The following is a 25,855-nucleotide window of genomic DNA, read 5'->3' on the forward strand; positions in this document are numbered from 1 at the left end:
GCTGTTTTTACAGCGAAAGGCTATGCCTTGTATTTTTTTCCGACCATTAACAGTAATCTTTTTCTAAATGTTAAATAAAATTATTGAGTTTTCCGTACGGAATAAACTCATCGTTGGCCTTTTTATATTCGGCCTGATATGTTTTGGTATCTACGAAGTGAAACGCTTGCCGATAGATGCCGTACCTGACATTACCGATAACCAGGTACAGATCATCACCCGTGCCCCCGCATTGGGCGCACCTGATGTGGAACGCTTCATCTCCTTTCCGATTGAACAATCCTGCCGTAATATTCCTGATGTAAAAAAAATCCGCAGCTTTTCCCGCTTCGGCCTTTCGGTGGTGACCATTGTGTTTGATGAAAAAGCGGAGATCTATTGGGCAAGGCAGCAAGTCTCCGAGCGGCTTAACGATATTGCCAGCCAAATCCCAACAGCATATGGCAAACCGGAAATGGCACCCGTAACCACTGGTTTGGGTGAGATTTACCAATACTCCGTCCGCGCCAAAGCCGGATACGAAAAGAAATATGATGCGATGGCCTTGCGCACTATTCAGGACTGGATCGTCCGTAAACAGTTGTTGGGCCTACCCGGCGTTGCTGATGTGAGCAGTTTTGGCGGCTACCTTAAACAATATCAGATCTCAGTTGATCCGGCACGCCTGAAAGCAAATAATATTTCCATCGGCGAAGTGTTCACGGCTCTGCAAAAGAACAACAACAATACGGGTGGTGCTTATATTGAACGCGGACCTACAGTGCTATTTATCCGTAGTGAGGGTTTAGTCAGTTCATTGGAAGATATAGGGAACATTGTGGTGAAAAACCTGCCCAACGGCACACCGCTGTTAATCCGTGATATTGGTGAAGTAGGTTTAGATCATGCGACACGTTATGGTGCAATGACCTGGAACGGCCAGCAGGAAGTGTCCGGTGCCGTCGTTATGATGCTGAAAGGTGCGAATAGCAACGAAGTGATCAAAAACATTAAGGATAAGGTAGTGCAGATCCAAAAGACTTTACCGCAGGGTGTCGTGATCGACGCTTTTCTTGACCGTACGAAGATGGTAGATAATGCCATTGGTACGGTAGAACATAATTTGTTAGAGGGTATTGCCATTGTACTAATCGTACTGATCATCTTTCTGGGCAATTTCAGGGCGGCTCTTATCGTAGCCTCAGTTATCCCGCTGGCCATGCTAATCGCGGTTATTTTGATGAACCTCTTTGGCGTATCGGGTAACCTGATGAGTTTGGGCGCACTTGATTTTGGCCTGATCGTCGATGGTACGGTCATTATCGTGGAAGCCATCATGCACGAAATTCACCTGAAAAAGCGGGCCGCGGTCAGTCATGAAGAAATGGATAACGACGTGATCAGCGTTTCGGCAAGGATGCGCAACGCGGCCATATTTGGAGAACTTATTATCCTGATCGTTTATATACCAATTTTCACCTTGCAGGGTATTGAAGGCAAGATGTTCAAGCCGATGGCACAGACAGTTGCTTTTGCTTTAATCGGGGCCTTTATCCTTTCCCTGACCTATGTACCAGTAATAAGCAGTTTATCTTTAAGCCGTAAGCAAAAGAATACGATGAACTGGTCAGATCAGATGATGAATTTTTTCCAGCGGCATTATCATTACGCGTTAGTAAGGGTTGTCAAACACCCTAAAATGACCATTGGCATTGCCGCTATTGCCTTCATCGTATCAGTATTTGTACTGACCCGATTAGGCGGTGAATTTATACCTAAACTTGAAGAAGGAGATTTTGCGGTAGAAACCAGGGTATTGACCGGCAGCGGACTACAAACTTCGGTGCAGGCAATTAAACAAGGTTCTAAAATACTGCTATCCAAATTCCCCGAAGTGGAACAGGTGGTCGGTAAAACGGGCAGTTCGGAGATACCAACTGACCCGATGCCCATTGAAGCCAGCGATATGATGGTGATCCTGAAGGATAAGAGCAAATGGACAAATGCCAAAAGTTTTGATGAACTCACCGAAAAAATGTCGAAGGAACTGGAAGCAGTACCTGGTGTTACTTTTGGTTTCCAATACCCGGTACAAATGCGTTTCAATGAATTGATGACCGGTGCTCGCCAGGATGTGGTCTGTAAGATCTTTGGTGAGAACCTCGATACACTGGCCATCTTTGCTAAGAAGTTGGGCACTATAGCCGGGGGTATTAAAGGCGCACGGGATATTTATGTGGAAGCGGTTACCGGTATGCCCCAGATCGTTATCCGTTACAAACGTGCCGCTATTGCCGAATACGGGCTGAATGTAGAAGACATTAACAGGGTGGTTAATACCGCATTTGCAGGACAAAGCAGCGGCACCGTTTACGAAGGCGAAAAACGATTCGACCTGGTCGTAAGGCTGGCGGGTGAACAACGTAAGCAGTTAAGCGATGTGCAGGATATGCTGATCCCTACACCCACAGGCAGCCAGGTGCCTTTACAACAGGTCGCCGATGTAAAGATCGAAGAAGGCCCGAACCAAATTCAGCGCGAAGACGCGCAACGGCGGATAATTGTCGGCTTTAATGTTTTGGGACGGGATGTGCAAAGTATTGTGGAAGAATTGCAACAGAAGGTAAACAACCAGATCAAGCTGCCGCCGGGCTATTATACCACCTATGGCGGTGCTTTCGAGAACCTGAACGCAGCCAAACAGCGTTTGATGATCGCCGTACCGGTGTCCTTATTGCTCATTTTCCTGATGCTATATTTCGCGTTCGGTTCGATGAGACAAGGGCTGCTCATCTTCTCCGCCGTGCCTTTATCGGCAATTGGCGGGGTGATCGCATTGGTAATAAGAGGAATGCCGTTCAGTATCAGTGCCGGCGTGGGTTTTATTGCCCTTTTTGGCGTAGCTGTATTAAACGGATTGGTGCTGATATCTGAATTTAACCGGCTTAGAAAAGATGGCTGGGATAATTTACGAAACATTGTATTTGAAGGTACAAAATTACGCTTAAGGCCGGTTTTGATGACCGCCGCGGTGGCCTCTTTAGGTTTTCTTCCAATGGCATTAAGTAATGGCGCAGGTGCCGAAGTACAACGTCCTTTAGCTACGGTAGTGATCGGCGGTTTAATAACCGCGACGTTCCTGACCTTATTCGTGCTGCCTATTTTGTATATCCTGTTTGAAAAAGGAAAATCCATGAAAATACCTGTTAAATCTGCGGTGATCGTCTTACTCACTTCTTTAGGGTTGTTCGCCGGAAGCACGAAAGCACAAACACCGATCAGCCTGAAGGCGGCGATAGATACCGCCTTTAAAAATAACCTGAACCTGAAAAGCGAACGGCTGAATGCTGATTATTTGAAAAGAATTACCGGTACGGGCGTTACGATTCCCAAAACCAATATTACTGGCGAATACGGCCAGATTAATAGCGCTTATAATGACAACCGCCTATCGGTAGTGCAGTCTGTTAATTTCCCTACGGTTTACACCCGGCAAAAAGCTTTGCTCCATGCGGAATACCAGGCCGGGGAACTGAATGTAAATGTCAGAAAAAAAGAACTGGAACGGCAAGTTACCGAAAGCTTTTATAACATTCTCTACCTGAAACAGAAATTGAGTTTGTTATTAAGTGCAGACAGTACCTATGCGCTATTTGTTAAAAACGCCAACCTACGCTTTGATAAAGGGGAAAGTAATATCCTGGAGAAAACAACGGCTGAAACGCAACGGGGACAGATCGCCCGCCAAACAGAAATGGTAAACGCCGATTTGCTAATTGCTGATGACCGTTTCCGTGTACTGCTCAATACAGCCTCGGATTACCAGCCGGAAGCCAGGGAACTGAAACTGCCCTTACCTTTGGCAACAGATACAGCATTTAGCAACCATCCGCAGGTATTGTTGTTAGGCCAGCAGCAACAGGTCAGCAAGGCACAAACTGCTTTAGAGCGTTCAAAACTCTTGCCGGATCTAAACATGGGTTACTATAACCAAAGCTTTAACGGTATACAAACCGTAAACGGGATAAACCGGACTTATGATGGTAGCAATCGCTTTTCATCCGTTCAGTTAGGTGTTTCGGTGCCTTTGTTCTTCGGTGCGCAAAAGAATAAAATCAGTGCGTCCCGTATTAAAGAACAACAGGCACAGATAGATTACCTTTCGGGATTACAGGCTTTGCAAAACCGCTATAAACAGGCGGCGGCGGAAGTCGTCAAATACCAAAAGTTGACCGCTTATTATGAAAAGACAGGTTTGCCCAATGCCACCCTGATCTTAAAAACGGCCAACCTGCAATTTACGGCCGGGCAGGTCAATTATCTTGAATATACCTTGCTCATTAACCAGGCAACAGCATTACGCAGTGAATACACTGATGCGGTCAATAATCTTAACCAGGCCATTATTCAAATTAACGCTCTTCAAAACAGAACCAATGAAACCAGCAACTAAAACATACCTTTATAAGACTACGGCGCTCATAGCAGCATTAGCGCTGTTTTCCTGCGGTGGCAAAACGGTCGACAAAACGGCAACCAAAACCATGGAGAAGCCAAAGACCGAAAACATGACCACTGTTACGCTCACCGACGCGCAGATCAAAACCGCCGGCATAGATACCGGCCACGCAGGTAATCGCCCGGTAGCGACCTCATTAAAAGTTACCGGTGCCATTGATGTGCCACCACAAAATATGGTAAGTATCAGTTTCCCAATGGGTGGCTACTTAAAATCAAGTAAGCTGTTGCCGGGTATGCACGTAAGCCGTGGCGAAACTATTGCAATGATGGAAGACCAGCAATTTATCCAACTACAGCAGGATTTTTTAACCGCCAAAGCCAAACTGAATTTTGCGCAAAAGGACTTTGAGCGCCAGCGTGATCTGAACGTCAGCAAAGCCAATAGCGATAAGATCTTTCAGCAGGCACAGGCGGATTATGAAAGCCAGAAGATCATGGTCAGTTCGTTGGCGGAGAAGCTGCGTTTAATCGGTATGAACCCGGCTAAAGTAACAGATGGCACTATTACGAGAAGCGCAGCTATCCATTCACCTATTGATGGCTTTGTGAGCAAAGTGAACGTTAACATTGGTAAATATGTTAATCCGAGCGATGTTTTGTTCGAGATCGTTGACCCAAGGGACATCCATTTAGCTTTGGATGTGTTTGAAAAAGATGTAACCTTATTGCACCAGGGGCAAACCGTGATGGCTTATACCAACAGCAACCCGGAAAAAAAATACCGCTGTAAAATTGTACTGATTGGCAAAGACTTGACCGATCAGCGTAAAACGGTGGTGCATTGCCATTTTAAGCAATATGATAAAGACCTCTTGCCGGGCACGTTCATGAATGCCGAAATTGAAATTAATGCCAATCGTCCGTTGACCCTACCGGAAGATGCCATTGTAAACTATGAAAACAAAAGTTACGCTTTTAAGGTAAAGGGAAAGAACGCTTATGAGATCGTAGAAATAAAACCGGGGATAGCTAAAGATGGCTATGTAGAATTACTGGCGAATAGTTCAGAATTGCGCAACCAGACCTTTGTAATCAAAGGAGCTTACAGTTTATTAATGAAAATGAAGAATACCGGGGAAGATGAATAACAGCAAAAGCCGTAACTGGCTCTCGGCTTTTGCCGACACTTTCGTGGCACTAAAGAATAAAGTATTCGCAGGCTTGTACTTCGCCCAGTCGGTCAGTTTATTGGGTGATGCGGTGACCTGGGTAGGATTAGCGTTGTTGTCTTACCAGTTTGGAAAAGAAAAATCGGCGATCATTTTGGCCAGCGCTTTGACATTGCGGGTAACCGCATTTATTATTTTCTCTCCGTTCGTCGGTGTTCTGGCTGATCGGGTAAGCCGAAAGACTATATTGGTCACGACCCACTTTATTCGTATGGGTATCGTAGCCAGCCTGCCATTCGTACAAGCCGAATGGCAGATCTATACCTTAGTATTTGCGTTAAACGTGTTCAATGCCTTCTTTACACCAACTTACCGCGCGGTGATTCCGCAGGTGGTAGACAAGGAACATTATCGGCAGGCTGTAGGTTTATCTACGGCAACTTTCCAAATATTAGGTGTATTAGGGCCCGGCCTAGCGGGCATCCTGGCAATTTGGTTCGGCGCAAGGGAGATTTTTTTTATCGATGCGGGTTCATTTATTATAGCTGGCGTATTGATCCTGATGCTGCCTGCAGGTAAGCTGCAAAAGAAAGTAGATAACACCCAGAAGACGTTTACTGCCTGGCAGGATGTAATTAAAGGGATAAAACTGCTATTCGGCAATCCTATTATACGCTTTGCGCTGATCATTGAGTTTGTTTCTGCACTTGCCGGTGCTCAAATACTGGTTAACTCGGTCGGTCACATCAAAAGCGGCTTGCATTTAGATGATAAGCATTACGGTTGGGTGATGGCCGCATTTGGCATTGGTGCCAGCATCGCGGCATTTGTAGCAGGAAGCCTGGACAAAACAAAGACAAGGCGCATATCCCTGATCTTAGGGGCCTTAATCTTAGCGATAACGATCTCCATTACGAATTTCGTTAGCTTTCCTATCATGATGGTTTTATGGGTCTTTGCAGGTTTGGGGCAAAGTTTGGCGGAAATGCCATCAGAAACACTGATCGGTGAAAATACCGCAGAAAATGAGCAGGGTAAAGTTTACGGTTCACATTTTGCGTTTTCCCATTTGTGGTGGGCTATTGCGTACCCTATAGCAGGCTACACCGGCAGCCATTTTGCAGGAAAGGATTTTTTATATGGCGGTCTTATTTCTATAGCATTTTTAGCGATAGCCCTGTTTTTTATGAAGCGCCATAAGAAAGATGGCTAATGAAAAAACGATGTGATTAAACTATTAAGAGCATTATTTCATGAATTCTTTCATTTAAAATTTATTTATGATTGATAAAAACGGCACGCTTTATTTCAAATAAAGTGCGCCGTTAATGATTAGATAACTATTGCCATTTTTTCTTAACTTTCCGCAGACTGGCGGCAACCAAAGTTGAATAACCAGCAGTTAAAAAGATTCAGTTCGATTAGACAATCTTTCGCTGTTGATTCCTTATTCGAGATTACATTTTCATACCAGCCATATTATCGCTACCATTTTTAAAAATAGCTTCACTATTCAACAAATAAGCACCCTGTGTAACGACCCTATCACCAGGATTTAAACCTGAAACTATGGGTAAATAAGTTTGGTTTCCCGAACCTGTTATAATCATTTTAGGTGAAAAACTGCCATCCGTATTTCTGACCCATACTTTGCTGCCCTTGCCATCAGTTAAAATAGCAGAAGCAGGTATAGCTAAAGAACGGTTACCTGTCCCGCCAATAGTGATATAGGCCAACATACCAGGCTTTATTAAGTCCTGCGGATTAGGAATACTGATCCTGATCAAATCCACTTTGGACGCATCAGATAATTCAGGGTTAATAAACTCAATCTTACCGGCAATAACCTGTCCTCCCAGGTCAGGAAATGAAACACTAACCTGGTCATTCACCTTATAATTCCCGGCTTCGCCAGCATACAATTGCGCTTCTACCCATAAGCTGTTTAACGCTTGTGTTTTGAGTATGGACATCCCTTCGGTTACATAATCTCCCTCATGAACGGCTATTTCACTAACGGTGCCGCTAATTTTACTTAAAATTGTTGTCGTCGCAGAAACTTTTCCGGGAGCCGCTAAGTTCCTGATCTGTGCGGGAGATAAGCCCCATAGCTGTAATTTATTTTCGGCAGCACTGATCAGTTGCTGATAATCCACATCCGGATTATGCAGTACTTTTTGCTGTTGTTTCGCCAATAGGTATTCCTTTTCGGCTTCCAGCAGGTCTTCGCTATAAATGGAATATATAGGCTGGCCCACCGATATTTTTTCGCTGGTAGTTCTCACAAATAATTGCTGTATCCTGCCTGCAATCCTGGCGCTCAATTCTGCTGCTGTATTTTCATTGGTGGTTACCGTCCCTGTCAGCGTTTTTTCATTTCCGACATTTTCATCCCGGACCGTATCTGTCAGGATACCGGCCAACTGGATCTGCGAAGCAGTTAACCTAATCGTGTTCATGTCGGTACTGCTATTGCCCCCGGCAAGTTCTACTTTGATCAGCTTCATCCCGCAGATCGGGCAATTGCCGGGATGATCTTCGTGTATCTGCGGGTGCATGGAACAAGTGTAATAAGCCTTACTTTGCGTTTTTGCCACCTGCTGGGGTTTTTGTTTACAGGCGGTAAACAGCGCAGCTATCAGCAAGGAAAAAGCTAACAAACGCAATGCTTTTAGCCATATATGTTGTTTGATCCTGTTATTCATTGCCTGATGTTTTAATAAAACTTTCACTGTCTGTTAAATATTGAGCATCTGATGCCAGGCTATCTGAAACAGATAAGCCTTTTACAATTTGTACTTCATTGCCATTTACAATCCCCGTATTTACCTGATGAGCCTTAAATAATGCGCCTTTTTTTAGCCACACTACCTGCGTTCGTCCCAGGTCTAGTAATGCGGATCTTGGTATCCATAAACCTTTTATTTCCCCGGTTTGTATGTTAGCTGTAACCAGGCTGTGTACCTTCAACGCATGATCCATATTGTCAATATAAACCCGAATGCTGGTGGTTTTATCACCGTTTTGCAAGGTTGGTTCAATAAAATTGACTTTGCCCCTAATCGTTTTTCCTGGCATATCCGGCAATGTTATCGTGACTGGCTGGTTTAATTTTAAGGCGGCAATTGCAGAGCGGTCGATCTTAATGATCGCCCATAACTGATGAGGGTTAACAACATTAAAAATGTTCTGCCCTTTTTCTACATACATACCTTCTTTGATGGAAAGCGGAGGATTGTTAGCGAAATCTGATGGAGATTCTGTACTTGCAGTATCTGTCATTTGACTATGCGGCATATCGTGTACGTGTCCGTCATAAGGACTGTACACCGGCAGACTATAAAACGGCCTACCGCTTTTGATGACCTGTTCCACCTGTGCTGTTGTCATTCCCAGTAACAAAAGTTTTTGCCTGGCCGCATTGATCAAAGCTGTTTCCTGGGATGAGTTCTTTATCAGGTAAATTAAGTCCTGCTGCGCGACAACCATATCCGGGCTGTAAATATCAAAGATCCGCTGACCTGTATGGATTTCCTGGAAAGCATATTTGATATAAAGCTTTTCGATACGTCCCGAAAAGCGTGCGGCAATGTTATTAAATGTCCTGTTATCAAAATCAAGATATCCCTGGGCCGCGATTTGGGTTGGGATTAACTTTTCTTCCGGGGTAATGGCAGTAATATTCGCTATTACGGATGAATTAACCGGTTGCAATACCGTATTCATGCTGATGCCTGCCTGCGCACCGGCCTGACCTGACTTTTTAACCAGCGCCATGCCGCAGATCGGGCAATTGCCCGGATGATCTTCGAGGATCTGCGGATGCATGGAGCAGGTATATTTAATATCGCTTGTAACCTGTACAGTAGCTGGGACCTTCTTTTTATCCGAGCAGGCACTGATCAGCATCGTAATTAACAGGAGGCCGGTCAATATGATCCTAATGGGTTTCATTTTCTTTTTCATAAGCTACCTGTAATTGTAAAAGTTCCTGTAAACGATCTAATGCATCCATCCTGGCCAACTGTAAACCTTTAATACCGTCCAATACTGATGGCAGATCGCCGGTATTCTGTTCATAAGCGAGCAAGGATGTTTTATAGGTATTTTGCAAGGCAGGAATGATATTTTGGTTATAGTTTTTGAGTTGTCTTTTTTTGCTGCTCATATCCGTTCTTAAACCGGCCAGCTGCCCTTCGGCCTGGTTCAGCATATCCAGTTTCTTTTGCTGTAATTCAGCTACCTCATACCGGATACCTTTCAGGTTGGCCTTGTATTCTTTGGATGCCCAGGGAACGATAGGTATGGTGACAGAAGCCATTAAAATATACTGGTTAGCCATTCCTCCGTAGCTAAACATATGCCCCGCCTGGATACCAAAATCGGGTTTGCGCTTGCTGTATTCCATTTTAGCATTCAATTGTTGTAAATCAATATTCCGGTCGATCCCTTTAATGTCGCTGCGCGCATTTGCGAGACTTGCCGTATCGGTAACGTTAGTTTCATAATCTTTCAGAACGACAGTAGTATCGACAGTAAACACCGTTTGCTTATCACGGTTCATCAGCGTGTTGAGCATAATGTTTTTTTGGCTGATCTCATTGTTTAATTGTTCTCGCGTATTATCCAGCTGATATAAGTCTGCTTTGGCTTTGTAAATATTCGGCAGCTTTTCCTTACCATAGGTGAGCCGGATATTCGCATCCTTGAGCATATATTCCAGCAGGCTTTGTGTGTTTTGCAATAAAGCCAGTTTTTTTTCCAGCACAACTCGTTCATAATAATATTGCCTGGCCTGGGCGATCAATTGATTTTTCATATAGTTCTTGTCTTCGGCGGTTACTTTAGACATTCCCTTCATGTAATTTTCTTTGGCCCGCAGTTTGGCCGGGTTAGTGAACATCTGCTCCGCCTGGATCATAAAGGACCCCGTGTTCGGATTGATCTGATAAGGGGTTTGGTATTGGCCTGCGCTGATCTTTGGTGCATCTAGGCTTTTCGCTCCTGTAGCATACGCATCCTGTGCCCTGATTTTTTCATCATACGCCTGCAAAGAAGGATTAGCAGCTATACGCGCCAGTACGCTGTCTAAAGGCAAGCGCTGAACCTGAGCTTCTGCTGTCAGGCTTGCAAAGCAGATAAGCACTATATAGGTGATGTGATATTTCGTTTTCATAATTATTCCTTTACCTCCAATACTTCCAGCTTGCCATGTTTCCTCAATTCGTATTCTTTGACCATCAGGAAGATCAATGGGGTAACCAGTAAAATATGCGTGGAAGAAGTTAATACCCCGCCAATCATCGGCAGCACGATAGGCAGCATGACATCGGAGCCGGTACCGGTTGCCCAAAGCACGGGTACCAGGCCAAACAAAGCCACACAAACCGTCATGAGTTTAGGCCGTAAACGTTTTACCGCGCCGTTCATCACGTAAATCCGAAGATCTTCTTTGGTTATGGTTACCTTACTATTTCCTTTCAATACGACCAGTTGCTGCATGGCATCATTGAGATAGATTACCATGACGATACCCGTCTCTACCGCTATGCCAAACAGGGCGATAAAGCCCACTGCTACTGCTACCGACAAATGCACGCCAAAGAAATACACCATGTAAGCGCCCCCGATAAGCGCAAACGGAATACTGATCAGGCTAAAAAAGGCCTCCCGGATGGAGTGAAAAGCAAAATACAGGCAGCCAAAAATAATAACCAGTACAATAGGAAGAATAAGCTTTAAGGTATGTTCAGCCCGGATCAGGTTTTCATATTGGCCGCTCCACTCGATAAAGTAACCTTTAGGTAAGCTTCTCACCATCGTGTTCAGCCTGTCCTGTGCCTCTTTTACCGTACTTCCCATGTCACGGTCACGAACATTAAATAATACCGTACCGCGCAATAAGGCATTTTCCGACTGGATCATTGCCGGCCCGTCGCTGATCTTAATATCTGCAACGGAAGACAGCGGTATCGGGCCATAATTCATCGTTTGAACCAAGGTGCGCTTGATTTCCTCCAGGTTACTCCGGTAGTCTTGTGCCAGTCTAAGGTTAACGCTGAAGCGCCTGCGCCCTTCAATCGTTGGTGTGATATTCATCCCGCCCAATGCGCTTTCTACAACCTCGTTCACGTCATCTACGCTTAGGCCATAACGTCCTATGGCATCTTTGTTGACTTGTATATCCAGGTATTTACCACCAGTGATCGGATCAACATAAAGATCCTTCACACCATTAATACCCTGCAAAGCCTGTTTCATCTGATTAGACAAAGAATAGATCGTATCCAGGTTCTGACCGTAAACTTTTAATCCCACATCGGTTCGGATACCGGTAGAAAGCATATTGATGCGGTTAATGATAGGTTGTGTCCAGCCATTCACTACACCCGGTATTTGCAATTTTCCGTTAAGTTCATTGATGATATCTTCCTTTTTGATGCCTTTGCGCCATTCACTGGTGGGTTTTAACAAGACGATGGTTTCCACCATATTTATCGGCGAGTTATCGGTTGCTGTATTCGCCCGGCCAGCTTTTCCTAGTACATTCTTTACCTCCGGTATACTTTTAATGATCCGGTCCTGTATTTGCAGCAGTTGCTTGGTTTCTGAGTTGGACACATCTGGTAATGTAACCGGCATAAACAGGATCGTTCCTTCATCTAACGGCGGCATAAATTCGCTACCAAGACTCAATAAGAGCGGTATGCTGATCAATAGCGCGATGATGTTGATACCTATAGTGGTTTTGCGCCAGGTAATGCACCAGTTGAGTATCGGCCTGTAAACGCGTTCCAAAAATCGGTTCAATGGATTACGGTCGTCTGAACTCAGCTTTCCTTTCAGAAAAAAGGAAATCAATACCGGGGCCAGCGTAACCGCAAGGACCGCATCTATAGCCAATATGAAAGTTTTTGTCCATGCTAAAGGGCCAAACAGTTTACCTTCCTGTCCTTCCAGCATAAATACCGGGAGAAAGGAAGCGACAATGATCAGCGTGGAAAAGAACACACCACGGCCCACCTGTTTACAGGATGCTTCTATAATTCTAATTCTTTCTGCTGTAGTCATGACTTTTCTTTTTCTTGTGCAGCGGATAAATTCCGGTGCGAGTTTTCGACCATAACGATCCCGTTATCTACGATCACCCCGATAGCTAATGCGATACCCGTTAACGACATGATATTGGAACTAATACCAAAGGCATTGAGCAGGATAAAGCTGGCCGCGATGGTAATCGGGATTTGAATAATTATACTGAGCGCACTTTTCAAACTCAATAGGAACAGGATCACAATGATTGACACCGTGATCATTTCCTCGATCAGCGTATGTTTGACAGATCCGATTGCGCTTTCGATCAATTCACTCCGGTCATAGGCAATTTTAAATTTCACGCCTGGAGGAAAGCCTTTTTGTATATCGGCCATTTTATCCTTTACGGCATGAATAACCTTATCGGCGTTTTCGCCATAACGCATCACGACAATTCCACCAACCGCCTCACCTTCGCCGTTCTGGTCGAATATGCCAAGGCGCAGATCGCCGCCCATTTGAACGGTCGCGACGTCTTTTACCCTGACCGGTACGGTTTTGATGGTTCCGATGGTAATATTTTCTACGTCCTGCAAGTTTTTTATATAGCCCAGGCCGCGGACGATATACCCGGTGCCGTTCATTTCAAACTTGCGGCCGCCCACATCATTGTTATTGCTTTTAACAGCTTTCAGCACCTGTGATAAGGGAATATTATAATAATTGAGTTTATGCGGGTCTATATTGATCTGGTATTGCTTTTCAAAGCCGCCGAAAGAAGCAACTTCGCTAACGCCCGGCACGGTTTGCAGCCCCAACTTAACATACCAGTCTTGCAAGGCCCGCTGTTCTCCGAGATCTATTCCTTTGGCATCGAGCGTGTACCACAGGATATGGCCAACACCGGTTCCATCAGGCCCCAATGTTGGGGTAATACCTTGCGGCAGCAAGCGCTGCGCATAGCTTAACCGTTCCAGTACCCGGCTGCGCGCCCAGTAAACATCCGTATTATCCTGGAAGACAATATAGACGAAGCTCATCCCGAACATGGAGGTGGCCCGGATGGCTTTAACTTTAGGAATCCCCTGCAGGTTGCTTACCAGCGGGTAAGTCACCTGGTCTTCCATGATCTGCGGGCTGCGGCCTCCCCATTCGGTGAAAACGATCACCTGGTTCTCGGATAGATCAGGAATAGCGTCGATTGGGTTTTCACGCACGGCATAAGTTCCCCATCCAAAAAGTGCGACGGCGACCAGCAATACGATATACCTGTTCTTTAAGGACAGGGTAATAAGTTGATTGATCATCTTAATGGTTTTAATCAATACTCCATCCTGATGGCTACCGGGATGGAGTATTGAAATGAATTACATCTTCATGGTTTCAGCTTTCTTTTTCGCCGGTTCTTTTTTTACCAGTTCCATGCCGCATTTAGGGCATTTGCCAGGTTTTTCACTTAATACATCCGGGTGCATACCGCAGGTGTATTGTACTTTCTCAGGTTTCGCTACAGGCTTTACCTTTTTTGTTTTAGTCGTGTCAGATACAGCTTTGACAGGCAGGCCAGCAGCAAACACCGTTGCACCGGAGAAAAGAATGGCCACAGCTATCAGGGTTACTTTTTTCATATATTTTTAATTCAAGATGGATAAATAGACGGGCATCCCTTAAGAATGATTGATTTTTGAGAGATAATAATTGATCCGGTACTGATGATGATAAGGGTCGTAAAAAAACAAATCATTATCCGTCCTAAAGTTGCCATCTATCAAGTCGAAAGCTTTACCGTCCCTGTATATATTTTTCAAATTTTCCAGGTTAAGCAAATATATCTTTTCAGAATCTTTCAAACTGAAGTAATAAGTTACAACGGGTTTAAAAAGATTTAGCTTACCTCCGGGCCGCTCACGTTCGTAAATGATAATGACGCCTCGGTCCACAACTTTATAATCAGCTAATTGATGCTGTTGAGCGACGGCAATAGCAGTATTATTGGAAAGAATTTTATTAGCATTGAAGCTATGAGCCTGAACAAGTGTTTTTGAAAACAACAATACAAGCAATGTTATTGAAAATGTGATAGTTTTCATTTTTTTAAATTTAAGTAAGTATCTCACTGCATGGGCTTGCAGCAAAATTTGATTAATAAAAAAAGAGATTGGTGGATTTAAGAGCTCTATGCTCAATTAAATCGAAAGAAATGAGGAGAAGGAAATCAGATTCTGTAGGTACAAAACAGCGTATAAAGCGCATCCCGAGTAGCTGGCGGCGCATGACTATTATAAGCCCTTGCATTTTTGATGCCTATACTTTCAGCAGGTATTTGGATAAAATACTCGGCAATTACTACGGCGAACTGTATATGCGCAATGGAACTTGCCTTTGCAAAAACATGATTGTCTTTTATCTTAAACTCTTGTTTAGTTGTTTTACAACAAGATGGATCGGACTTATTCGGACAATTCAGTTGTGTGATTTTAGCAATACTGACTGTTGAAAGTTGCCCGCAGCAATAAAATTTATTTACAGAAACCCCGTAAACAGAGATTGCATAAGCAAATACGAGCAATATGGAAATAATTTTTTTCAACACACAAATATAGATAAAGAATAAAAATATTGCCACACAATAAAGTAAAAAGTTTATACCAAGCGAACTTTTATGAAAGTTAATTATAGACGCACATCCGCTGAGCCAACTGCCAATTACACTGTATTTTTAATAAAACAATTGAGATGAACCAAGGCCATAAATGATTTTAAACTGGCCGCAACTAAACTATTTTTTGACCTGAACAACAACTATAAATAGCTTTCGTCAAACCGAGTGTAGCGGATTAACATCCATCGCACACGATTGGATCACACAATAGGAAATAAGATTACCCAAAAAATAGTCGAGATCGACTAGAAAGTCCGAGCTGAAGCGGCGAAAGGTATTATCACAAGACAGTAAGCAGAGATCAGATTAATGATAGCCAAGTTGAAAGAACTTAAAGACTCTCAACAATAGTGGTAGATAAAAAAGCCCCGTAAGCCGGGGCGTTTAAAACAGTGTTACAATTACATTTTCATTTTACCCATCGAGGTCCCTTTTTTCATTTTCATTGGCTTTTTTTTCTTATGAATAACTTTTTTCTTATGGGTTTGCAACACATCGGCTTTCACAGATGAGTTTATGTTTGGTTCCGCATAAACGCTGCTAAATGAGATTGCGGCTAGGGCAATCATACAACAAATTTTTTTCATGGTATTTTCAGTTTATTATTAAGGTAATCACTTATACAAACAATAGTCGTTCCAGTATTTAAGAATTTAACTGATAGGAATTTAAATAATCGTGTTAAGCTAATTGGCGATTTATTTGCAGGTAATTCTGGCTCACATTTAATGTTTAATAAAAGCCAAACTCTGCTGTCATTTAAATTAATATAAAAGGAATGGATGTGCCATTATTTCTATTACCGAACTCAGAAATACAAATCAATGATCCGGCAAATCTTTTTAGCAACATCAGGGGAATAAGTTCAACCTATATCAGTCAGGAAAGACAAACATTTGGAAACTTGCTTAAGAAAAGCCTGACGACAAAATGTCTATTTGATCGCTGATAAATTTTATAATGCGGTTATCAACAATTCCATCGTCGTTGTTATCGGCGTTAAATTCAAGCCGTAATAATATTTTTTACAAACAGGCTGTTTTGATTGGCAATTCCCCCTATCTTTTCTTTTTTGAAAATTGTTTTTTGGGCAACACTTTTTTCCTGTTGAGCAACAGGCCTTCCAGCCGAGCTATTGTCTTGTTTAACATAACAATAATGAGGAACGTAATAATCAAGGTAATAATTAGTGCAATAATTGGCCAGGTATTTTCTGCAGATAATTTTCTCTCACCGGTTTTTCCTTTACCTTGCATATCATTGTTAGCGGTTTGCATGGTTTGCCACTCGCTTCTTATATAGGAAATGATATCCTTAACGTCCTTATTCGTGAGGTTACTGAACACCGGCATCTGCTGCTGATTGAATTTATTATAAATCTTCAATGCCTCAGGGTTCTTTTTTTCAATAAGGGCCTGATTATTTTGTATCCAACTGATCAAATAATCTTCTTTGTGTCCCATTGTCACCATGGGGCCTAGAGCCGGCCCCACCATTTGCTCATCTATTTTATGGCAGGTGCTACAGTTGTTGGCTATGAATAATGCCTTACCTTTTACCGGGTCCTGCGCTAATGCAAATTTTATGGCCGATAGCAGAATTAAGTTAGTGATTAGTAGTCTACGGATGAATTGATCTGAATTCATAGCAATAGCTTTTAATGGTTTAAAAAGAGGCCGATGATATTGTACGTATTAGTTCGGCTATCATTTACTGAACTCAATGTTTACATCCCTATCGTGCAGATGAAAAATTATTTTTTCTATTTTCTGATCGGTCCATCGTACTGTCAATCCATAATCTGAATATCTACCTCCGCTCGGGTGAACCCCAAAACCTTTTAAGACGGTAATATATTTGTTGGTATGCACGATGCTCATAGGAATTGGCATGACAGACGTGTCTCCGGTAATATTCTCGTCAGACTTATTAATAAAAACACTATATCCCGGATTCGCAGGCATGTTAGTTTTGACCCTGATGGCTGTATTTTCTGCATGACGACCTGAGCTGTCCGTCTGGGGGCTTATTACAATTTGTTTGTCCTGATAACGAAGATAGCTTGAAGAAAGAAAATCTATGTCGACTGGCGGTTCAGCCCTCGCTTTTTTAAATAAATTGAAAATTTTTATCATTTTTATTTTAGCAAATAGTTAATGAGACAATTTAACTTGATGATCTTCTAAATCGACCGTAAGCTTTATAAAATTATTTTCGGCTAATCCAATTGCGATAAACCCACACCTTTTAAAAAGGGAAAGTGCAGGCTTATTTTCACTGTAAATTTTTGTGTAGAGGCGTTTTAATTTGAGATAGGAGAAGGCGTAGTCGCTGACCAGGGATAAGGCTTTACCCGCTATTCCTTTACCCCAAAATAGTTTTTCCCCGATAAGTACATTGCATTGTGCCTCTTGGTCGGTAATATTCGTTAATTCGATGTTCCCTATATGATGGTCAGGAAAATTCAGACATATGGCAAAACATTTATCTGTCGTATTTCGGAGCACATAAGACAACCAGGCGACTTCCAAATCCATAGATATGTATTTTTCCGGCCTTTCACCGGTTAATTTCCACAATTCCGGATCAATACTCCACTTCAAATTATTTTCCGCATCGCTGATCAGCAAAGGCCTGATGTAAATTGAATAATCCATGCCATTGTTCTATAATAACTTATGACTGTTTTACTTTTAGTAAGCTTGCATTAATGGCCACTACGACCGTGCTAACGGTCATCAATACAGCTCCCACTGCAGGGCTTAATACAATACCCTGGTTATAAAGCACACCGGCGGCAAGGGGCAAGGCCACCACATTGTAACCTGTCGCCCAAGCCAGATTTTGAACCATTTTACGATAGGTCGCCTTTCCAAACAGGATCAAACTAACGATGTCTTTGGGATTACTATTTACTAAAACGATCCCTGCGGTTTCCGCCGCAATATCGCTGCCGGAACCTACCGCAATACCTATATCTGCCTGAGCCAGCGGCGGTGCATCGTTCACCCCGTCCCCGGTCATGGCTACGAACTCACCTTTTTGCTGCAATTCCTTGATTTTATCTAATTTTTGATGCGGTAAAACCTCGGCAAAAAAGCCATCCATTTTTAACTGGTTGCTTACACTTTCAGCGACTTGACTATTATCGCCGGTTAATAGCAGTGATTTGATCCCGTTGTCATGCAGAGTTTGTATAGCTTCAGCCGACTCAGGGCGTATCGTATCTGATAAAGCGATATAGCCGTATAAAACCTCATTGATTATAACGAAGACCACCGTTTCGCTGCCGTTAGCCTCAAATCCCTCTGGTAAAGCGATATGCTTTTCATTAAGATAGCCGGGGCTTACTACCTTGAGGTGTTTACCCTCCACCATTGCTTCCACGCCCTTACCTGTTATCGCCTGAAAGTCTATTGCTTTGGGAACATCCAAAGAACGTTTCTTGATCTCGGCAAGAATTCCTGTGGCAATAGGATGCTCTGAATTTTGCTCCAGCGCGGCGACAATTCGCAGCATTTCATTTTCCCATTTTTGATGGTCATTGCTTTGATGGTCGATCACAAGTACCCGGGCCACTTCAAATTTTCCCACCGTAAGGGTTCCGGTTTTATCAAAAACAATCGTGCTGATCTTTCGGGAGTTTTCAAATGCGGTCCTGTTTTTAATGAGCAAGCCATGCTTCGCAGAAAGAGAGGTCGATTTTGCTACTACAAGCGGAACGGCAAGCCCCAAAGCGTGGGGACAGCAGATAACGATGACCGTAACCATTCTTTCCATGGCAAAGGCCAGGTCTTTACCATCTGCCAGCCAAAAGGCAAAAGTGCCGATACCTGCTATAAGCGCGATAATGGTCAGCCATTTTGCTGCTTTATCGGCTAATAGCTGCGTGTTGGATTTTGCATCCTGGGCATTTTTAACCAGGGTAATTACTTTGGACAAATAAGAATCTTCGCCACTATGAGTTACTCTTACCCGTAATGAACCGTTGCCATTTACAGAACCTGCGATGACGTCCTGTCCTTTGGATTTTTGCACCGGAGTAGACTCTCCCGTTAGCATAGACTCATTGAGGTAACTTTCCCCATCCTCAATAATGCCGTCAGCAGGAATTTTTTCACCCGGTTTGATTAAGATCAGATCACCCGACTTTAAACTATCGGTTTTAACTTCGCTTGTGTTTTTACCATCAATCAAATGCGCTTCAGCAGGCATCAACTGTACCAGCAACTCTAATTCCCTCGATGCCCCGGCAACTGAACGCATTTCAATCCAGTGCCCTAAGAGCATGATTAGGATCAGCGTTGTCAGTTCCCAAAAGAAGTCCATTCCTTTCAAACCAAATACGGTTGCTGCACTATAGATATAAGCTACGCTTATCGCAAAACCGATTAAGGTCATCATACCCGGATTTTTTGCTTTCAATTCACTAAACCATCCAGACAAAAACGGCCATCCACCATAAATAAAGACGACGGTTGACAGGCCAAACAGGAGGTAATTGGAACCGACAAAATGTAGATCAAGGCGCAGCCATTGTTGAATTTGCATAGAAAGCAACATTACGGGAATAGTTAACGCCAAAACAACATAAAACCGTTTCTTAAAATCAGCGATCATCATAGCGTGATGATCATGGCCCGCCATCCCCATACCGGCTTGCGCAGCGTGTTTGCCATGCCCCATAGGGTCTTTGTTTAATGTCGCTTCTGAGGCTTGATTTTCATGTTTATGGGGTGATGATATGTTATTCATATCCCCGGGATGATCTTTGTGAATATCTTTCATTGTTGACTTATTTTGTTAATAAACTCTTTAAATACTTGATAAAATGCTCATCGTTAAAGTCTAATCCCCCTTCTTGTTTGAAAACAATTTTGCCAGATTGATCTAAAATAACCGTTGCAGGGATTGCGTCACCTATAAAATCTGCAGGAATCTGAGTCTCTGCAACGTAAACAGGAAGCATCAATTGATTGCTGCTCATAAAAGCAAGAGACTTTTTCAAATTATGATCCATATCCACTGTGATGAATATTACGTTTGTATCTTCCTTGAAATGTCTGTACAATTTATCCAAGCCGGGCATTTCTTCTCTGCAAGGCGCGCACCACGGAGCCCAGAAATTAATAAGTACGATTTTCCCCTTTAAGTCGGTCAATTTTATCCTTTTACCATTTTTGTCTTCCAGCGTAAAAGATGGTGTTTCTTTATCTACAAAAGAATCTTTAAAGCCAGGTACCGGAAGGCTGTTTGTATATGAATAGAAAGGGCTAGCCGAACCATTGAGCGCAGCTGTTATTATCAGAAATAAGCCGATAGCTACAATTTTACAGGCTTTCATTTTCGTGATGGATGTTTGATGGCTCATTGTTTATTTGTTATTTAATATTTTTATATTTTGACCGCTATTAAGTGCCTATATTTTCAAGTAAACCCAATAAGTGGAGAAGCTATACTCAGACCATGACTTATAAAAATAATAGCCACCGCAGATACTGAACAATGTATCCGTGAACCTGTCGCCGTTAAATAAAAAATGCCGACTCATGAGCCGGCATTAGATAAAATTAATAAGTTACTGTTAAACCTGCACCCAATCCCATATCGCTATCATAATGACTCGATAAGGAAAAGTATTTGGTGACAATATATCTTAATCCTGCTGCATATTCCTTATCGGTATTGATCATGAAATTCATACGAAGGCGTTTTGATAATGGAATATCCTCACGTCCCAATTGGAACCGTAATTTACCATCACCGTCAATACGTGCATCCGCGATGACCAGCATCGGTAAGGTGTAGGCCATACCGGCTACCACTGTTCTACGGTGTTCCTTGTTGCTTACCTGTCCAAATAAGTTCTTATAATCGCTGCCAAAAATATTTTTTTCATCGGGATTAAATTGTTTATAATGGTAATCGAATCCTACATAAGGGAAAAACCATTGATTCCGCCCGATATAGCGACCAACCATGGTTTCACTTTCGTAACCCATCTTAGCATTTAAACCCAGGTGCCATATGGAGTTTGCTTTCCAACGGGTATTGGCGAACATAAGCTCTCCATCGGAGCCGCTACTTTCCAATCCGATACGCGCCATTGGGTGAGGCATTTGATCGTCAGCGTTTAAACGACGCTGAGCTAACTTAGGATTGGTGATGTCGGTTTTGTCAACCAGGGTATCCTGGTAGCTAAATACACGTCCCATTCCGCTCATCATGTGATACAGGATATGGCAATGAAAGAACCAATCGCCGCCCGGCTCGGTCGCGGCAAACTCGATAGTATCACTTTCCATAGGCATGATGTCCAGCACGTTCTTTAACGGGGCGTATTCGCCCTGCCCGTTCAACACCCTAAAATCATGTCCGTGCAGGTGCATGGGATGTCGCATCATCGTATTATTATATAAAATGATACGCACGTTTTCCCCCTTCTTGATCAAAATTTTATCCGCCTCGGAGACAACCTTATTATCTATACTCCAGACATAACGGTTCATATTACCGGTCAAATTAAATTTGAGTTCTTTTACCGGACCTGAACGTAAGGTTGTTTTTTCAGGTGCCCGGAGCATCGCATAGCTAAGGGTTACAATATCTGCATTGCTATTTCCCATATCCATACCAGCCATGCTTTGAGCCCCACCTTGCGGTTGCATTTTTTTGCTGCTATCCTTGGCCGGCACAGGGGATTTGTTCATATCACTGTTCCGCATATCCTGCTTACTTTTCATCGTGTCAGCAGGATTTTCAGGTCCCGAAATCTCCGGATACATGACGGTATTCATATCCATCTCCTGGTTTTTCATATCCATCCCGTCCATCTTTACCAGGTTGCCCTTCATGTCCATCATGTCATTCATCATTTTCATGCCGGCAAAGTATTTTAGCTTCGGCATTTTTGTAGCCGCAACCTTTTCGCCACTACCCAGCCAGAGCGAAGCATGTTTGGTACGGTCCTCGGGGGTCACTAAAAATTCATAACTTTTATTATCGGGTATCGTTACCACAACATCGTAGGTTTCTGACACCGCTATAATAAGCCTGTCCACTTCAACCGGTTCTACATCATTACCATCATTCGCAACCACGGTGATCTTACCACCTGCCCAGTTTAGCCAAAAATAAGACGAGGCTCCACCATTGGCTATCCGCAGCCTTACTTTATCCCCGGCCTTAAATTGCGACAGCGTCGATTGGTTTTTACCGTTGATCAGGAAATTGTCATAAGCCACATCGCTCACATCCATAGCGGTCATCCTTTTCCATTCATTGGTCAACTTAGTTTTCAAATGACCGGTACGAATCGCTTCAGCATAACTCTGAGTCGTTCCCTTAAGGATACTAAACCAGTCCGTTTGGTTGTGAAGACTTCTTTCCACTTCTTTAGGATTCATATCAATCCAGTCGCTTAGTACCACCGGGATCGACGGAATATTCCATTCCTGCCTTTTTTTCATAATGAAGGCTCCGTACATACCGATTTGCTCCTGCAATCCGGAATGGCTATGGTACCAGTGTGTACCATGCTGCACGATTGGGAACTTATAAAGATATTTGGTATGAGGCTTGATAGGCATCTGTGTAATGTAAGGCACGCCATCCATTTTATTGGGTAAAAACAACCCATGCCAGTGAAGTGAGGTTTCTTCATTCAATTCATTATGAACCCATATTTCCGCGGTATCGCCTTCGGTAAATGTCAGTGTGGGCATGGGGATCTGACCATTCACCGCAATGGCGCGCTTTGGTTTTTTTCCAAGCATTACCGTAGTATCCCTGACGTATAAGTCGTAACGAACGGTATGCGGAGGAGAAACAGCAGCAATCGTTTTTATAGGCCCTAAATTGGCCCTGGCGCTTTTAATTTCAGCCGAAGCAGCATCGTTATCACCCATTTTCATTCCCTCCATATTATCCGTTTTCTGACCATCGTTTTTCATGGACATGCCGCTTGATTTTTCCGGATTTGGGTTAGAATTTTCTTCACCCATTTTCATTCCATCCATACTACCTGCTTTTTTTGTAGTAGGATTCGCAGGCATTTGCATACCATTGTCCTTTTTTGCAACGGTTTTGTTTTTTTCTTTGACCAGCTTCATGCCGCATTTCGGGCAATTTCCCGGCTTTGAAGCATGAATTTCCGGGTGCATCGGGCAGGTATAGGTAACCGCTTGTTTTTTTTCCATACCAGCCATATTCTGCATATCGCCTTGAGCGAATGCCAGCTGTTTTAAACAAAGCAGTACCACAATTACTAATATTTTTTTCATCTTTACATGTTCATATTTAGGACAATATAGCCGGTCAGCCTTTCCGCGACTGACTGGCTATTTTAGTCATTACTTTATTCGTTGACTTTCCTGATCCAATTTTTGATCAAAGCCGTGTCTCGCGGGTTAAGTGCAGCATCACGGTGAATAATCAGGTATGAAGGCAGGGGCATAGTTCCTTCATCTAAACTTGTGCTGATTGCCCGCAACTTGCTTCTTTTCTTTCTCGCCGAATACGTTCCGAATTCATCGAAGTTCAATTCATCCTTGCCATTACGGACATGCCTGTCCAGCATAAGCCGCATTGGCTGCAAATGCGCGTAAAAGGGATAATTGGTGTTATTGCTATGGCAATCATAACAGTCTTTCTTTAAAATCGCCTGTACGTCCTGTGGCATACTATATACCTGAGCGATATTGTTCGCCGAGGTCTGTTTACTCTGGTTGTATTGCCCGGGTATGAACTGAATGACAATAAATAAAATGACGACGACACCCAGCCCAATTAAAACTTTACGCTTCATACTTTTATTTTAATTCTTCTTTGATCGAACCACAGGTAGGCATTGACGAACCCAGGTAAGGGTTTTTTATCTCTTTTGTTTCGCTTAGCCAGATTGCACCCTTTTTATCATTAAACATCGGGCAGCGGTCCACGTATAAAGGCATGCCCGCTCCAAATAATTTCACCAGATCGTACATATCTTTGCTCAGCATGTCAAAGTGTTCGCGTTGATGCGGTAATTTGCCTCCGCTTATGCCAATATGCTCAGCCATTTCTTTCGCGTCATCAGCTATGTCTGTATACGCCTTTTTTTGGTCTGCGGTCAATACCGATTTGTCGAGTTTTACGAAACCTTCCGATAATGCTTTGCCGGCAGTAGCCGCATCGTTAGTGTTGTCAGTGGTTAAAGCATTCTTCAGTTGTAAATAATTCGCAACCATCTCTTTAACCGAAGCACTCGTTTTAGCATCGACCCCGGATTTTGAAGAATTAGGTTCGGTAGTTGTTGCAGCTGCCGCAGCTGTAGTATCATTACCCGCTTGCGCAGTCGTTTTTTTTGAATTGTTATTACAAGCGGCTATAGATAAAGTGGTAAGGCCGATGGCCAAAACAATGATTATATTTTTCATATCGTTTAAATTGAAATTAAGATACACCCGGAACAAAAAAATGCTCCGGGTATATCAATTAAATAGTGGGAAATAATTTATTTATTTAAGGTTTCAGTAACCTTACCGCAGGTCAGCATCTGGCTACCGAAATATGGATTTTTGATCGATGCATCTGCAGACAACCAATAACTTTTCTTCATCGGGCAATAGTCGTAATAAACTGCCTGATCGGTCAGTTTTACCGCCTTGGCCAATTTAAAGAAGTTGGAAGAGAAGTTGGCGAAATGCTCGCGCTGATGGGCGATATCCTTACTTTCTGAAATATGCTTGGCATCGAAGGCTAACTTGTCCTGAAAGGACATAAAGGCATTCATATCAGCTGCGGGCAATGATTTCATATCAACAGCATTCACCGCTTTAAGAAAGTCAGCAGCATGTGTCGCTGCATCGGTGCTGTTGGATTTGATCAAGTCGTTCTTAACATCGTAATACGATGACAATAAAGAACCAAGTGCAGATGGCTTTGCGCTATTTTGAGCGAAAGTTTGGGTAAAAGTAGCTGCAACTAATGCAACTAAAAGAAATATTTTTTTCATTTTGATTTTAATTAATTTTTAATAAACAATTTGGGCATGGCTAACCATGTCAACAAGCAACTAAAATTAAAAAAAAATCAAATTTGAAAACTACGGATGATAAGCCGGATGCCCCGCGTCGGAGGCCGCTTTTGAGGTATCAGGTAATTGAAAGGCACATCCAAATCATATGCGGGTAGAAAACGGAAACCGTAGTATGATCCTGCAGAGATAAATGGAATTTGAATAGAAACCTTCTCAGTTTGCGGAATAAGCTTGGCCAGAGTCGCAAAATTATTGGACATTTCCTGACAGCAAGGATTTGCTTTTGACTCAAGTTGCGGACCATCGCTTTTGGGCCCTGGAGGAGCCATCATTGTCATGTGATCATGATGGGCGCCGTGCAAACTCTCTTCATGCAACATGCTTTTTCCCGTACCTTCCATATTCATATGGAGCGCACAACTGAACCCGGCAAGCGTGTTCAGTAAAAAAACAGTTAAAAGAAATAGTGCCTTACTTTTCATTTTCCGAACAAATCTACATAACTATTTTTATAAATGTTTACATAATTTG

22 protein-coding genes are annotated in these 25,855 nt (G+C 43.0%); 3 read left to right on the top strand and 19 right to left on the bottom strand.

The features are described 5' to 3' along the window. Positions 1-67: 67 nt before the first annotated feature. The 3 genes from DIU38_RS22550 to DIU38_RS22560 are packed head-to-tail and all read left to right on the top strand — an operon-like array spanning position 68 to position 6,822. A complete protein-coding gene (locus DIU38_RS22550; RefSeq protein WP_112571251.1) occupies positions 68-4,432 on the top strand; it encodes a CusA/CzcA family heavy metal efflux RND transporter in 4,365 nt (1,454 codons plus the stop codon). Beyond that, a complete protein-coding gene (locus DIU38_RS22555) occupies positions 4,416-5,588 on the top strand; it encodes an efflux RND transporter periplasmic adaptor subunit (RefSeq protein ID WP_112571249.1) in 1,173 nt (390 codons plus the stop codon). Before DIU38_RS22550 ends, DIU38_RS22555 begins: the two co-directional genes overlap by 17 nt. Beyond that, positions 5,581-6,822, top strand: coding sequence for an MFS transporter (locus tag DIU38_RS22560; RefSeq protein WP_112571247.1), 1,242 nt, complete (start codon positions 5,581-5,583; stop codon positions 6,820-6,822). Before DIU38_RS22555 ends, DIU38_RS22560 begins: the two co-directional genes overlap by 8 nt. Before the next feature lie 244 nt (positions 6,823-7,066). Here the strand turns inward: DIU38_RS22560 and DIU38_RS22565 are convergent, their stop codons facing one another. The 19 genes from DIU38_RS22565 to DIU38_RS22655 all read right to left on the bottom strand — a co-directional run bounded on the left by DIU38_RS22565 (position 7,067) and on the right by DIU38_RS22655 (position 25,806). Next, positions 7,067-8,314 (bottom strand): efflux RND transporter periplasmic adaptor subunit, encoded by a 1,248-nt coding sequence (locus tag DIU38_RS22565; protein ID WP_112571245.1) that lies wholly within the window; start codon positions 8,312-8,314, stop codon positions 7,067-7,069. Continuing rightward, positions 8,307-9,575: an HlyD family efflux transporter periplasmic adaptor subunit gene (locus DIU38_RS22570; RefSeq protein WP_112571243.1), complete on the bottom strand. Its 1,269-nt coding sequence runs from the start codon at positions 9,573-9,575 to the stop codon at positions 8,307-8,309. Before DIU38_RS22570 ends, DIU38_RS22565 begins: the two co-directional genes overlap by 8 nt. Continuing rightward, on the bottom strand, positions 9,550-10,785 hold the full coding sequence (locus DIU38_RS22575; RefSeq protein ID WP_112571241.1) for a TolC family protein: 1,236 nt from the start codon (positions 10,783-10,785) through the stop codon (positions 9,550-9,552). The genes DIU38_RS22570 and DIU38_RS22575 overlap by 26 nt, the downstream gene beginning before the upstream one ends. Positions 10,786-10,787: 2 nt before the next feature. Continuing rightward, complete coding sequence (locus DIU38_RS22580; RefSeq protein WP_112571239.1) at positions 10,788-12,680, bottom strand: efflux RND transporter permease subunit; 1,893 nt, start codon at positions 12,678-12,680, stop codon at positions 10,788-10,790. Beyond that, positions 12,677-13,951 carry an efflux RND transporter permease subunit gene (locus DIU38_RS22585; RefSeq protein WP_112571237.1) on the bottom strand — a complete coding sequence of 425 codons (1,275 nt, stop codon included), beginning with the start codon at positions 13,949-13,951 and terminating at the stop codon, positions 12,677-12,679. The genes DIU38_RS22580 and DIU38_RS22585 overlap by 4 nt, the downstream gene beginning before the upstream one ends. Positions 13,952-14,011: 60 nt before the next feature. Then, positions 14,012-14,272 (bottom strand): heavy metal-binding domain-containing protein, encoded by a 261-nt coding sequence (locus DIU38_RS22590; protein WP_112571235.1) that lies wholly within the window; start codon positions 14,270-14,272, stop codon positions 14,012-14,014. A gap of 39 nt (positions 14,273-14,311) precedes the next feature. Further along, positions 14,312-14,734 (bottom strand): hypothetical protein, encoded by a 423-nt coding sequence (locus tag DIU38_RS22595; protein ID WP_112571233.1) that lies wholly within the window; start codon positions 14,732-14,734, stop codon positions 14,312-14,314. 125 nt (positions 14,735-14,859) lie between these two features. Next, positions 14,860-15,234 carry an HYC_CC_PP family protein gene (locus DIU38_RS22600; protein ID WP_112651672.1) on the bottom strand — a complete coding sequence of 125 codons (375 nt, stop codon included), beginning with the start codon at positions 15,232-15,234 and terminating at the stop codon, positions 14,860-14,862. Positions 15,235-15,707: 473 nt separating this feature from the next. After that, complete coding sequence (locus DIU38_RS22605; RefSeq protein ID WP_129567791.1) at positions 15,708-15,893, bottom strand: hypothetical protein; 186 nt, start codon at positions 15,891-15,893, stop codon at positions 15,708-15,710. A 471-nt stretch (positions 15,894-16,364) separates the two neighbouring features. Continuing rightward, complete coding sequence (locus tag DIU38_RS22610) at positions 16,365-16,952, bottom strand: c-type cytochrome (protein ID WP_112571229.1); 588 nt, start codon at positions 16,950-16,952, stop codon at positions 16,365-16,367. 60 nt (positions 16,953-17,012) lie between these two features. Beyond that, a complete protein-coding gene (locus DIU38_RS22615) occupies positions 17,013-17,441 on the bottom strand; it encodes a hypothetical protein (RefSeq protein WP_112571227.1) in 429 nt (142 codons plus the stop codon). An 18-nt stretch (positions 17,442-17,459) separates the two neighbouring features. Beyond that, positions 17,460-17,963: a GNAT family N-acetyltransferase gene (locus DIU38_RS22620; RefSeq protein WP_112571225.1), complete on the bottom strand. Its 504-nt coding sequence runs from the start codon at positions 17,961-17,963 to the stop codon at positions 17,460-17,462. Between the two features lie 19 nt (positions 17,964-17,982). Further along, positions 17,983-20,094: a copper-translocating P-type ATPase gene (locus tag DIU38_RS22625; protein WP_223266070.1), complete on the bottom strand. Its 2,112-nt coding sequence runs from the start codon at positions 20,092-20,094 to the stop codon at positions 17,983-17,985. A 7-nt stretch (positions 20,095-20,101) separates the two neighbouring features. Continuing rightward, positions 20,102-20,677, bottom strand: coding sequence for a TlpA family protein disulfide reductase (locus DIU38_RS22630; RefSeq protein ID WP_112571223.1), 576 nt, complete (start codon positions 20,675-20,677; stop codon positions 20,102-20,104). A gap of 199 nt (positions 20,678-20,876) precedes the next feature. Further along, positions 20,877-23,588 (bottom strand): multicopper oxidase domain-containing protein, encoded by a 2,712-nt coding sequence (locus DIU38_RS22635; protein WP_112571221.1) that lies wholly within the window; start codon positions 23,586-23,588, stop codon positions 20,877-20,879. 74 nt (positions 23,589-23,662) lie between these two features. After that, a complete protein-coding gene (locus tag DIU38_RS22640) occupies positions 23,663-24,112 on the bottom strand; it encodes a heme-binding domain-containing protein (protein ID WP_112571219.1) in 450 nt (149 codons plus the stop codon). A gap of 4 nt (positions 24,113-24,116) precedes the next feature. Continuing rightward, on the bottom strand, positions 24,117-24,722 hold the full coding sequence (locus DIU38_RS22645) for a DUF3347 domain-containing protein (RefSeq protein ID WP_112571217.1): 606 nt from the start codon (positions 24,720-24,722) through the stop codon (positions 24,117-24,119). 77 nt (positions 24,723-24,799) lie between these two features. Then, on the bottom strand, positions 24,800-25,300 hold the full coding sequence (locus DIU38_RS22650; protein ID WP_112571215.1) for a DUF3347 domain-containing protein: 501 nt from the start codon (positions 25,298-25,300) through the stop codon (positions 24,800-24,802). Positions 25,301-25,377: 77 nt separating this feature from the next. Further along, complete coding sequence (locus DIU38_RS22655) at positions 25,378-25,806, bottom strand: hypothetical protein (RefSeq protein WP_112571213.1); 429 nt, start codon at positions 25,804-25,806, stop codon at positions 25,378-25,380. Between the last annotated feature and the right edge of the window lie 49 nt (positions 25,807-25,855).

It is taken from the genome of Mucilaginibacter metallidurans (genome assembly GCF_003286435.2).
GTDB classification, from domain to species: domain Bacteria; phylum Bacteroidota; class Bacteroidia; order Sphingobacteriales; family Sphingobacteriaceae; genus Mucilaginibacter; species Mucilaginibacter gossypii.